The organism is Frischella perrara (genome assembly GCF_000807275.1).
Lineage (GTDB): Bacteria > Pseudomonadota > Gammaproteobacteria > Enterobacterales > Orbaceae > Frischella > Frischella perrara.
In genome coordinates, this window is the sequence record NZ_CP009056.1 from 505,295 (window position 1) to 518,043 (window position 12,749).

The 12,749-nt window shown below is 33.8% G+C and carries 12 protein-coding genes; 4 read left to right on the forward strand and 8 right to left on the reverse strand.

Annotation, left to right across the window (positions count from 1 at the left end):
- Positions 1 to 5: 5 nt before the first annotated feature.
- Entirely contained in the window at positions 6 to 1,175 is a 1,170-nt protein-coding gene (locus tag FPB0191_RS02390) for an ATPase, T2SS/T4P/T4SS family (protein ID WP_052236703.1), read from the reverse strand.
- 2 nt (positions 1,176 to 1,177) lie between these two features.
- Positions 1,178 to 1,633 (reverse strand): prepilin peptidase-dependent pilin, encoded by a 456-nt coding sequence (ppdD, locus tag FPB0191_RS02395; RefSeq protein WP_052236704.1) that lies wholly within the window; start codon positions 1,631 to 1,633, stop codon positions 1,178 to 1,180.
- A gap of 180 nt (positions 1,634 to 1,813) precedes the next feature.
- Between ppdD and ampD the strand changes: the two genes are divergently transcribed.
- Both ampD and FPB0191_RS02405 read left to right on the forward strand, forming a co-directional pair.
- Positions 1,814 to 2,353 carry a 1,6-anhydro-N-acetylmuramyl-L-alanine amidase AmpD gene (gene ampD / locus FPB0191_RS02400; RefSeq protein ID WP_039103736.1) on the forward strand — a complete coding sequence of 180 codons (540 nt, stop codon included), beginning with the start codon at positions 1,814 to 1,816 and terminating at the stop codon, positions 2,351 to 2,353.
- 55 nt (positions 2,354 to 2,408) lie between these two features.
- Complete coding sequence (locus tag FPB0191_RS02405) at positions 2,409 to 2,729, forward strand: YqcC family protein (protein WP_039103737.1); 321 nt, start codon at positions 2,409 to 2,411, stop codon at positions 2,727 to 2,729.
- Here FPB0191_RS02405 and FPB0191_RS02410 read toward each other — a convergent pair.
- The 4 genes from FPB0191_RS02410 to purM all read right to left on the reverse strand — a co-directional run bounded on the left by FPB0191_RS02410 (position 2,719) and on the right by purM (position 6,653).
- A complete protein-coding gene (locus tag FPB0191_RS02410) occupies positions 2,719 to 4,128 on the reverse strand; it encodes a sodium:proton antiporter (protein ID WP_039103740.1) in 1,410 nt (469 codons plus the stop codon). The genes FPB0191_RS02405 and FPB0191_RS02410 overlap by 11 nt on opposite strands.
- Before the next feature lie 267 nt (positions 4,129 to 4,395).
- Positions 4,396 to 4,719 carry a ribosome-associated translation inhibitor RaiA gene (gene raiA / locus FPB0191_RS02415; RefSeq protein WP_039103742.1) on the reverse strand — a complete coding sequence of 108 codons (324 nt, stop codon included), beginning with the start codon at positions 4,717 to 4,719 and terminating at the stop codon, positions 4,396 to 4,398.
- 205 nt (positions 4,720 to 4,924) lie between these two features.
- The gene (gene purN / locus FPB0191_RS02420; protein WP_039103744.1) at positions 4,925 to 5,566 is read right to left on the reverse strand and encodes a phosphoribosylglycinamide formyltransferase; all 642 of its coding nucleotides are present in this window, start codon (positions 5,564 to 5,566) and stop codon (positions 4,925 to 4,927) included.
- A 49-nt stretch (positions 5,567 to 5,615) separates the two neighbouring features.
- Positions 5,616 to 6,653, reverse strand: a complete 1,038-nt coding sequence (purM, locus tag FPB0191_RS02425; protein ID WP_039103745.1) for a phosphoribosylformylglycinamidine cyclo-ligase — start codon at positions 6,651 to 6,653, stop codon at positions 5,616 to 5,618.
- A gap of 328 nt (positions 6,654 to 6,981) precedes the next feature.
- Here purM and rpsO point away from each other — a divergent pair, with 328 nt between their 5' ends.
- Positions 6,982 to 7,251 carry a 30S ribosomal protein S15 gene (gene rpsO / locus FPB0191_RS02430; RefSeq protein ID WP_039103748.1) on the forward strand — a complete coding sequence of 90 codons (270 nt, stop codon included), beginning with the start codon at positions 6,982 to 6,984 and terminating at the stop codon, positions 7,249 to 7,251.
- A 257-nt stretch (positions 7,252 to 7,508) separates the two neighbouring features.
- Here rpsO and tkt read toward each other — a convergent pair whose 3' ends face one another.
- Both tkt and tal read right to left on the reverse strand, forming a co-directional pair.
- Positions 7,509 to 9,515: a transketolase gene (gene tkt / locus FPB0191_RS02435; protein ID WP_039103749.1), complete on the reverse strand. Its 2,007-nt coding sequence runs from the start codon at positions 9,513 to 9,515 to the stop codon at positions 7,509 to 7,511.
- A gap of 81 nt (positions 9,516 to 9,596) precedes the next feature.
- Positions 9,597 to 10,547, reverse strand: coding sequence for a transaldolase (tal, locus tag FPB0191_RS02440; RefSeq protein ID WP_039103751.1), 951 nt, complete (start codon positions 10,545 to 10,547; stop codon positions 9,597 to 9,599).
- Between the two features lie 681 nt (positions 10,548 to 11,228).
- Between tal and FPB0191_RS02445 the strand changes: the two genes are divergently transcribed.
- Complete coding sequence (locus tag FPB0191_RS02445; RefSeq protein WP_039103753.1) at positions 11,229 to 12,734, forward strand: hypothetical protein; 1,506 nt, start codon at positions 11,229 to 11,231, stop codon at positions 12,732 to 12,734.
- Positions 12,735 to 12,749: the final 15 nt, after the last annotated feature.

Genomic DNA, 12,749 nt, shown 5'->3' on the forward strand with positions numbered 1-12,749 from the left:
AACCATTAGTAATTATTTTCACCTAATACCCGCTGTACTTCAGCCAAAGACGTTATACCTTTTTTAACCAGATTTAAGGCGGAGATGGATAGAGTGATAATCTGTTGTTGAATTATCAATTGTTGTATTTGATTTAATGAAAATTGATCACTGGCGAGTAATAAAGAACTGATTTCCGGTGTAATTATTAGAAATTCATAAATACCAATTCGCTCATAATAACCACCCAGGCAGTGTTCACAGCCTTTTGCAATATATTGAGAATATTGATTTGTTTGACCATCTTCTTCTATGATTAGTGGATCTGTGGCAATAATTTTACAATGTGGACAGAGTTTTCTTATCAAACGTTGAGCAATAACGAGTTTTAAACATGCTGCAATTAAATAGGTCTTAATTCCCATTTGACTTAATCTTACAAGTGTTTCTGCTGTGGAATTAGTATGAAGCGTAGATAACACTAAATGACCAGTTTGTGCAGCTTGAATGGCAATTTCTGCCGTGATTTGATCTCGTATTTCACCAATCATAATGATATCGGGATCTTGTCGTAATAATGCACGTAACACAGAAGTAAAATCTAAGCCAGCTTTAATATTAACTTGTGTTTGATTAATACCAAGTAGTGGTATTTCAATCGGATCTTCAACACTACACACATTTCGTTGGGAACTCTCTACGTAATTTAATCCACTATATAATGTTATTGTTTTACCACTTCCAGTTGGACCAGTGACCAAAATTAAGCCTTGAGGACTGTCTAATAACGTTTTGTAATCATTAAGTTGTTGTTGATCTAGCCCAATTTGATCAAGCGATAAACCATGCTGGGAATTATCCATTATTCTTAATACTATTTTTTCGCCGTATAAAATGGGTAACGTTGATATTCGCATTGTGAGATTACCAATAGCTAATTGACCATCTTGTGGTAAACGTTGTTCAGCAATATTTAAATTAGCCATGATCTTTATCCTTACAGTAACTTGTTTAGCTAATGTTACTGATAATGTTCTAATCATTTGCAGAACGCCATCAACACGAATTCGAATACGATAGAGTGCTTGGTACGGCTCAAAATGAATATCTGATGCTCTCTTTGCTATTGCATCTTGAATGATTTGATTGGTAATTTGAATTACCTCGTTTTCAGCATATTGAGTAGTATGATTCATTTTTAAAACCTAAATACGTCGTTACATGCCTGAATTAATGTTTTATTTTCCTCACTACTTTGACAGTTTTTAGACCAACTGACATCGCCGCTTTTGTTATTAATAGTAGGTGTCAATGTGACTGTTAGATCGGAAAGTGTATTGCGACCTTTCATAGTGATGATTCCTGAATTAACCTTTATTGATGCTACATAGTTAGTTGTTTTAGTTTCAGCAATACCTTCGCTACCACTATTACAGGAAGTGAGTTTACCTTGAGAAAATGAACAAATTTCGACTGCGGTTTTATAACTGCTGATCGCTTGCAACATATCTGTCATGGCAGCTTTCTGAACATATCCTTGATAGGTGGGCATACCAATTGCGGCTAAAATGGCAATAACAGCTATAGCGATCATCAGTTCAATTAAAGTGAAACCTGATGTGGTTAAATGGAACTTGAATTTTTTGTAATGCATAAGTTGCCTTAAAATTTACCAATTTAATGTTATAACGGCAGTTTATGCATTTTTATAATCCCTCTAAAATAGGTAATAACGATTCACGTTACTCACAAGCAAATCGTTAACCATTATTTCAACACATGTTATAATTTTGCGATAATATCAGCAAATTACTAAACCAAAATTAGGTTATAAATGTTGACCACAATACAAAAAGGTTGCTTAGATGGGGCAAGGTTTATTGCATCACCTTATTTTAATGAGCGACCAATCGGCGAAATGATAACACTATTAGTGATCCACAATATTAGTTTACCGCCAAAACAGTATGGCGGACCTTATGTTGAACAATTATTTACTGGAAATCTGAATCCCAAAGAACATGTTTACTTTTCGACAATTTATCATCTTGAGGTTTCCAGTCATTTATTTATTCGACGGGATGGTGAGGTGGTACAGTTTGTATCATTTGATAAGCGTGCTTGGCATGCAGGTCAGTCTTGTTTTGAGGGGAAGGCTAATTGTAACGATTATTCAATTGGAATCGAATTAGAGGGATGTGATTTTGAGCCTTTTAATGAAATTCAATATCAGCAATTAGCTAAAATTACGCAATGTCTAAAACACTATTATCCGATCCAAGCTATTGTTGGACATAGTGATATTGCACCAATTCGTAAAACTGATCCGGGTCCTTATTTTGATTGGGATTATTACCATAATTTAGTAAAATAATCATTAAGTTATCGAATAAAAATGCAATGATTTTTTCGATTTTATGTGAGCAAAAATGAACAATTTTAACCAACAATTTAGTCAATTACTTAATGACATTGAACAAGAAATGCAACGTATAGGTTTATGGCAGGTTGTACCCCCTAAACCTGATGCCTTTTTAAGTGAGCAACCTTTTGCTATTGATACCATGCATTCATATCAATGGTTACAATGGATATTTTTACCAAGGATGCGTGCCATTATTGATGCTAATGGCGATATTCCTCGTAATTTTTCTCTGCATCCTTATTTTGAAGAATGTTTAAAAGAAGATATGCAGGTAATTATTTTTCTTCAACTTATCAAAAAGCTTGATGAGTTGGTTAAAGCCTAATAAAGACTAGGCTGTCAATAATAAATAACGGTATTAATAGACTAATCGACCAGCGCATATATCCAAAAAAGCTAGGCATATTGATATTAGACTGATTAGCTATACTTTTTACCATGATATTAGGTGCATTACCTATATAGGTCAATGCACCCATGAATACTGATCCCATTGATATTGCTAGTAAAGTGGTAGGAAAATTTGACATTAATATGTTGGCATCACCTGATGCAAGGTTGAAAAATACTAAATAGGTGGGTGCATTATCTAAGAATCCGGATAAAAGTCCACTTAACCAAAAATACATATTATTAATAGGTTCACCACTACTATTTGTCACTACAGATATCATGTCTGATAATTCCCCTTCATTACCCGCCTTTAAAATTGCGATAACAGGAGTGATTGTGATAAATATACCAATAAATAATTTAGCTACTTCAATCATAGGATGCCAATGAAATTGATTACGGATACGTAATGATTTAGTAGTTATGCTAAGTGATAAGATTATTAATATTATTAACGATAAATCGCGAATAAGGTTTGATAAACTGATAGTTGTATATAAGAATTCAATGCTTATGTTAGTTTCCCATATAGCTGTCATCAAAACGGTTAGAATAACAAGAATAAGTAAAATGAAATTGTATTTACCTTCAATGTTTAGAACTAAGGATTCAGTATTATTGTTTAGGTAGGGCTGCGGCTCTTTTCGATAGTAGTAGCGGTCAATAATATAAAAGGATGTCAGTAATAATGTTGTATTGAGCAATACCGGTAACCCCATCTGTTGCAATGTCCAGATAAAATCCACGCCTTTTAAAAAACCGATGAATAGCGGAGGATCACCTAATGGAGTAAGTCCCCCTCCAATATTAGCAACTAAAAAAATAAAGAAAATAATAATATGTACACGGTGTTGACGCTGTTCATTAGCACGGATAAGTGGTCGAATCATTAACATGGCGGAACCGGTAGTTCCCATTATGGAAGCGAGTAATATACCAATTAAAAGCAATAGCGTATTATTTATAGGAGTACCCTTAATATTACTATCAATTAGGATGCCACCTGATATTGTGAAAAGTGCCAGCAGTAAGATCATAAATGGAATATATTCAGTTAAGATAGCATGGCAGACAAGTTGCATCGTTGACGATAAACCAAATTGCCAATTGAATAGTCCGATAAATACTAGTGTCCATCCGAAAATGATTTTACCGTAGTGGTGGTGCCAAAGCGATTTAAAAAGTATTGGCATTAATGCAATTGATAATAAAATTGCGCCGAAAGGAATAATCCAATTTAATGAAAGTCTAGAACCATCTAAACCATCTGCGTAAGCTATAGGCGACAACAAGCAAAGATAACAAATTAAGACTGAGGATTTTAACGACATATTAAATTCTCGATACTAAGTAGCATAATTAATTCAGTTATCTTTTATAAAGAACTGAATATATATTTAAGAGTGAGTGACAGAAGTCGATATGCTTTCATTTTATCAAATTAGCAAATGAATGAGCATAAATTTTAATTTGATAAGGAACGTTAGATTTGATTGATGACTTGGTTTAGTTAATGCTGATAAATTAACTATTATTTTTGATTTATCAGCACATTATTAAAGCATCATGAGATGCGTTCTTGATTACTTATTATTATCTTATTGCGGGATGTAATCTTTTAAACTTTCTGATGCTCGTCGGGATTCAGATTTATGTTGGAGCTTATTGAGTTGTTTTTCTAATTTAGCTATAAGCTCATTAACTGCTGTATACATATCGTCATGTTTGGCTGAGGCAACTAATGAAGACCCCTTAGTTGCAATGGTTGCATCAACTAAAAATCCATCAGGTTCTTTTGATAGTATGAAATGAGGGTTAATTAACAGCGCTCTCCATTTTTCGAGTTTTGTCATTTTATCTTCAATGTAACTTCTGATCGCTGGTGTAATATCCATTTGTTTACTGGTGATACTTATAGTCATACTTTATCTCCCTATTATTATTAAAACAAATAACATTTACATATTATTAATTTATGACTAACATGGCAAATTATTTAAAAAAGGTCAATCTTTCTTTTGTAATAATTTGATTACAATCTAAAAAAATTAAATCTGACAATTTGCTGCTAATTTATTTATCCTCATAATTCATTTTTTATAACAGCAATTATGGATCTAATATTAATTAATCCTCGGCATAACCGGATTTCGGTATCATGGTTTGATCTAAATAAGCACGACCATTTATCATTGTTAATCTATCATCGCAAAACCATTTTATCACTAATGGATAAATTTGATGTTCCTGAGCCAATACTCGTTCAACAATATCTTGCTCTTCATCATTATCGAAAATAGGGACTTTAGCTTGTAAAATGATCGGTCCACCATCTAACTCATCCGTAACAAAGTGAACTGTTGTGCCATGTTCTTTGTCCCCAGCTTCCATTGCTCTACGATGCGTATTTAAACCGGGATATTTGGGTAATAAAGAGGGATGAATATTTAACATTTTACCTGAATAATGCTGAACAAAATGCGGGGTTAGAATACGCATATATCCAGCCAATACAATTAAATCTGGTTGATACTGTTCGATCTGCAATTGAAGTTGATGATCAAATGCTTCACGTGTTGCAAACTCTTTATGATTGATAACATGGCTAGGGATATTGGCTTGTTTGGCTCGCATTAGGCTATAGACATCGGGTTTATTACTGATTACAGCAACAATCTTTCCATTGATTAAGTTATTTTGACAAGCATTAATAATTGCTTGAAGATTCGAACCATTACCAGAAACCAATACTATAATTCTTTTCTTCATTTTGTATAATCCAAAAAAAAGGGCGTTAATTTGCCCTTTGTTTGTGTTGTTATTTTATTACGACGCGTTCTACTGAATTCGATGACTTAATTTCACCTAATAGCCAAGCTTTTTCACCACAGGCGTTCAAGAATTTGATAGCAGGCTCAACAAAGGACTTAGGTAATACAATAATTAAACCGACACCACAATTGAAAGTACGATACATTTCATGGCTATCGATGCTACCGACTTGTTGAAGCCAATGAAATATACTCGGCCACTGCCAACTTTCACCATTAATAATCGCCTGAGTATTATCAGGTAAGACACGAGGAATATTCTCCCAAAAACCTCCCCCAGTAATATGAGCTATAGCGTGAACAGGAATCTGAGAAATTAATTTAAGGACTGATTGCACATAAATTTTAGTTGGGGTTAATAGATGATCCGCTAATGGAACACCATCTAACAGTTCTTTGTTAGGATCAACTCCGGCAACTTCAATAATTTTTCGTACTAAAGAATAACCATTGGAATGTGGACCACTTGAAGCTAATGCAATGATCGCATCGCCGTTTTGCACTTTTGAACCATCAATAATTTCTGATTTTTCTACTACGCCAACGCAGAAGCCAGCAATGTCATAATCATTATTATGATACATCCCCGGCATTTCTGCTGTTTCTCCACCGACTAAAGCACATCCAGCTTGTTGACAACCTTCAGCAATACCAGTCACAACTTCCGTTGCAACATCAACATCTAATTTTCCTGTTGCGTAATAATCTAAGAAAAATAGAGGTTCAGCACCTTGGACAATTAAATCATTGACGCACATTGCAACGAGATCAATACCAATAGTCTCATGACGATTTAAATCCATTGCAAGACGTAATTTAGTCCCCACACCATCGGTACCTGAAACTAATATAGGCTGTCTATATTTTTCTGGTATAGAACACAATGCGCCAAATCCACCCAATCCCCCCATTACTTCCGGGCGGGTAGTTCGTTTAACCACTGGTTTAATCCGATTTACTAACTCATTACCGGCATCAATATCAACGCCTGCATCTTTATAACTTAGCGAAGTTTTATGTGACACAATGAATTTCCTTTCAAGCTATTATTGAAAATTGTTCTTATTTTAACAATGTTATGATTAATAGGCGATAAAATATTTAACTGATTAAAATCTGATTCCAATTTACTATTACTATCTCAAGTATGATTTAGTGTATTGATAACTTGCAAAAATGCTTATTGTTTTATAAACGAAGTACTGATTGATAATATTGCTATTTCAGTAAATCTACGTATAATTAGGGACCATTCATGAGCAGGTATTTTTATTTGTTGTGAATTTTGTGGAAGTCACTGAATTAGAGATCGGGGCTTCTTTTATTTTATTATTTTTATATTGAGGTTTAGTTATGTCTCTAACTGCTGCAGATAAAGCAAAAATCGTTGCTGATTTTGGTCGTGGTACTAACGACACAGGTTCTACTGAAGTACAAGTTGCTCTTTTAACTGCTCGTATTAATGATTTACAAGGTCACTTCTCTGAGCATAAAAAAGATCATCATAGTCGTCGTGGTCTATTACGCATGGTTTCTAGCCGTCGTAAATTACTTGATTACTTAAAACGTACTGATGTTGAACGTTATAATCAGTTAATTCAAAGATTAGGTTTACGTCGCTAATTTTTAAAAAATCAATTTAGAAAACCACTCTTAGAGAGTGGTTTTTTTTATGTCTTAAACTTCAATAATAATGTTTAAAACTAGCAGGTTTTCTTTTTAAATAATTCGTATAGTTTTTATGAAATCTTATTCAAAAAAGTTTGTAAAAAATAAGGAGAGTTTTTAAAAAAAGTTGTTTAAAAATAAAAATGTTCAGCCGAATGACTGAACATTAGAAACAGATCTTTGTTAACAAAGATCTGTTTGATTTGCTATAGTTAATTTAACAGTGATTTCGCCTGTGCTAAGACATTCTCAACGGTGAAACCAAACTCCTTAAAGAGTAATTCAGCCGGAGCAGATTCACCAAATGATGTCATACCAATGACTTTACCTGTAAGCCCGACGTATTTATACCAATAGTCAGCAATTCCTGCCTCTATAGCTATGCGTTTTGTGACAGAGCTCGGTAATACAGTTTCTTTATAAGAGGCGTCTTGCTTATCGAAGGCATCTGTAGCAGGCATAGAAACTACTCTGACTAATTTTCCTTCTCGGGTTAATGTTTCATATGCTTCAACAGCAAGTTCAACTTCCGAACCTGTGGCAATTAAGATCAGTTCTGGTGTACCATCACAATCTTTGAGAATATAACCACCACGATAGATATTTGCTAATTGCTCTGGAGTACGATCTTGTTGTTTTAGATTTTGTCTTGAGAATATTAAAGCAGTTGGTCCGTCTTCTCTTTCGATTGCATATTGCCAAGCAACAGCCGACTCAACCTGATCACAAGGTCGCCATGTACTCATATTTGGAGTTAACCGCAAGCTCGCCATTTGTTCCACTGGTTGGTGAGTTGGTCCGTCTTCACCTAGACCAATTGAGTCATGCGTGTAAACAAAGATTGAACGAATTTTCATTAATGCTGCCATTCGAAGTGCATTACGGGCATATTCCATAAACATTAAGAATGTTGCACCGTAAGGAACAAATCCACCATGTAAAGCGATACCATTCATGATAGCAGACATACCGAATTCACGTACACCATAATGAATATAGTTACCATCAGGATTTGCCAGAATTTCCTTAGAACCTGACCACATGGTTAAGTTACTCGGTGCAAGGTCAGCACTACCACCTAAAAAGTCTGGTAAAATTTTACCAAAAGCTTCAATAGCATTTTGTGATGCTTTGCGTGTCGCAATGGTCGCTGGATTAGCTTGCAGGTGTTCTACAAATGCTTTTGCATCTTGCTGCCAATTTTGTGGTAATTGGTTCGTTGTACGGCGTTTAAATTCTTTAGCTAATTCAGGATGAGCTTTTTCATATGCAGCAAAACGTTGATTCCACTGCTCTTCAAGTTTTTGACCTTTTGGCTTAGCATCCCAAGCAGTGTAATATTGTTCAGGGATTTCAAAAGGTGCATATTGCCAACCAATATTTTTGCGCGTTGCTTCAATTTCAGCATCACCTAATGGTGAACCATGACAATCATGACTGCCTGCTTTATTTGGAGAACCAAAACCAATGACAGTTTTGCACATTAATAAAGATGGTTTATCAGTTACAGCTTGTGCTTGTTCAATCGCCAGCTTAATGGCTTGAGCATCATGGCCATCAATATCCCGAATAACATGCCAACCATACGCTTCAAAACGTTTAGCTGTATCATCTGTAAACCAACCTTCAATATGACCATCAATGGATATGCCATTTTCGTCATATAATGCTATGAGTTTACCTAATTTAAGGGTACCAGCAAGTGAACATGCTTCATGAGAAACGCCTTCCATTAAGCAACCGTCACCTACAAATGTATAGGTATAGTGATCGACTATTTCATGCCCAGGACGATTAAATTGCGCAGCTAAAGTTCTCTCAGCTATAGCCATGCCTACAGCATTAGTGATCCCTTGTCCTAATGGACCTGTAGTCGTTTCAACACCAGGAGTATAACCATATTCAGGGTGACCAGGTGTTTTAGAATGCAATTGACGGAAGTTTTTAATATCATCTATCGACACATCATAGCCACTTAAATGTAATAAGCTATAAATCAACATTGAACCATGACCATTGGATAATATAAAACGGTCACGATCAACCCATTGTGGGTTGCTTGGATTATGTTTTAGAAATCCACGCCAAAGTACTTCTGCAATATCAGCCATTCCCATAGGTGCACCAGGATGTCCTGACTTGGCTTTTTGTACGCCATCCATACTCAGCGCGCGGATAGCATTTGCCAGCTCGCGATGAGATAATGTTGTTGTATTCATATTCTATTATCCCCAATAAAATTCATTTAATAAAAAGGTTCATTGCTTAATAATTAATTTACATTACTTTAAGTTGTTTAATTAAAGTAGTTTTATCAACATTTCTTCAAGTTTACCTTGGTCGATAGCAAAAGCACGAATTCCTTCTGCCAATTTTTCAACAGCCATTGGATCAGAATTATGTTGCCATCTAAATTCAGCTTCAGTCATAGCAGCAGGTCTATCAGCTTGCTCTTGTTGAGGATTTAATTTACGTTCAACTGGATCAGTAGAGTTTTGCATTTCAGTCAACAAATTCGGTGATATCGTTAAACGATCACAACCTGCTAGTGCTAAAATTTGTTCAACCTTACGGAAACTAGCCCCCATAACAATAGTTTTATAATTATGCTGTTTATAGTAGTTATAAATATTACGAACAGATACAACACCTGGATCTGTATCAGCATCATAATTTTGAATTGGTTGCTTAGCTTGGTACCAATCGTAAATTCGTCCAACAAATGGTGAAATCAAGAACACATTTGCTTCGGCACAAGCACGGGCTTGGGCAAACGAGAAGAGTAAGGTTAAATTACAATTAATACCTTCTTTTTCAAGTTGTTCTGCTGCACGAATGCCTTCCCAAGTTGAAGCTAATTTAATTAAGATTCGTGATCTATTAATGCCTTTTTGTTCATAAAGATGAATCAATTTCCGAGCTTTTTCTATACATTTATCTTTATCGAAAGAAAGTCGGGCATCGACTTCAGTTGAAATGCGACCTGGTATATATTTTAAAATTTCTACACCGATATTGACTGCAACTTCATCACTGGCATTGATCAATTGCTCATGTCTAGAACCGCCAAGTTGTTTTGCTGTGTTAATAGCCGATTCAATTAAATGTTTGTATTGTGGTAATTGGGCTGCTTTTAACACTAAAGATGGATTAGTTGTAGCATCTTCTGGTGAAAATTGTTTAATAGAATCGATATCGCCAGTATCAGCAACTACAACTGTAAACTTTTTGAATTCTTCTAATTGACTCATATGCCTGTCCTCAAATAAATGTATGTTTTAACATTATAAGCGAGCTTATTATAGTGAAGTTAATGTCTGAAAGACACAATAATTATTGTTCCAAATGTTATTTTTTGATGGATAAAAATTGCGTATTATGTTGATGTAAAACGGCAATTTTTCAATGAATTAATATTAATGGTTAATATCTCATTAAAATTATCATGTTCGATAGAATATCTAAATACCAACAATTATATTTATAATGATTTTTACACTATAATTACTTAAATTAATATGAATTAGATAGTATTTTAAACCGCATAACATTTGTTTTTTGTTGCATTACTTTACATTATTTTCAAAATGAATAACGTTGTGTTTATCACATTATGAACAAACATATCACTTTTTAACGCTTATATTTATTTTCTTGATTTATTCATTCTATCTTAATTACAATATAAAAGATTAATAATTTGTATTGTTTATTTTATAAATATCAATTTTTATAAAAAAAATTAAGGTTAAATATTGCAGATGTTAATTAAGAAATTAAATAATAACAGTATATTTCTTAATTACTCTTGAATCTTATTTGAATAAATAGAACATCCATTAATAAGATTGGTGATTTTCATATTGGTATTAATTGGGCAATAATCAAATAAAAATTCAATTTAGAAAAATATAAGTAGTAGGAAGGATTTCATGACAAAGGATGAGTTTAATCATTATGGTGTTTCTATATCATTAAAATCAAATAACTCTAAGCTGGCAAGGATAGACCGATATAATAAGAGTTTATTTAGGTTAATCACACTATCTTCATTATTAATATATATAATTTGTTCCGTCTTATTTTTTAAACCAGGGCATGCATCTTTATCATTATCTACAAGGGAAACAGTTGTTGGTAGTGCTCCTTATTTAACTTTAGATAATGGTAAAACAAAAATAACCGATACAATCGATTTAGTGAGTTTCAGTTTTAAAGACGATAAAGATATTACTTATACCTTTAAAAAATCAACAAATACAACAACAGCTGAAAAACCATTTCCTTTGCCATATAGTTCCATAAAAACCTTTGCTGATTTAGATTTCCCGATATTAAATGACTTACTTATTACCCCAAAAGATAGCTATGTTGTTCAATTCAATGATCCTCTCTTTAATGATTATTTTCGTGATGATGATGGCGACGAAATAATAACTAAAACTGGTTCTTTATCATTGAGGTTTTATAAACGTTTTTCTGACCCGTTCAAAAGTAGCGATAAACTAAGTCCATGCGTTGACTTTTATAAAATTGTGATTCAAGCAACTGGTTATCAAGTTGATACTCAATATGGGATTCCGAGGAGAGGGGATGAAGGACATACAGATTATACCACTTTTTATGTTCGAAGCGAACCATCAGAACCTTTTGCGTGTTGGGCAACACCTAATTTAAATGGTTATCTTTCGGAGGAGATGAAAGGTCCATCAAGTCAGTGGGCTGATGATAAAGGCTTTTTATTACAAGATGTTAATGAACCTGCTAAAAATTTTCCAACAGTAGGGGCTCATGGTCTATTTTTTGATTTAACTATCGCAGGCGCATTGTCAAAAGATGTCAGTTATACGAAACAACCTAGTGATTCAAATATTAGTCTAGATTTAAGTTTAAAAGAAAATAAGAAAGAGAGTAGTTTTAATAAATTAAATGTTAAATTAGTTGGTCCGAAGGATGGTGTTTCTAAAACTAGTGCTTCTGTTAAACCAACTACGTTTATTATTTATGCAGGTACAGAAAAAAAAGTACCTATATATAGTTTCACTATTTCAAAATGGTTTATTTTAAAACCAGGTCTTGGAGAAGGTTATGAATCATCTGAAGCTTACTGTAATAATATTGGTTATCAAATTGCAAGTGTTTCAGATTTAACTAACGCTAATAATAATTTTTATCCTCGTTGGGACAAAGGTTTACCGGGTCAAGGGAATAAGTATCAGAGAAGAATTGGTGGGGGGCTATTGGCAGAATGGGGAGAAATATTACAGAATTATTATCAAAATATTCCTATCATCATTAAAACCGAGTTTTATGTTTTTTGGGCACGTGAGAAAGCAAATAACAATGATTATTATGATGTTAATGATGTGGGACATGGACATATTGGAGCTAATGTGAACACTATAAAAACCCATAGGGCTATATGTGTTTCACCATAAAAAGATATAAAAATT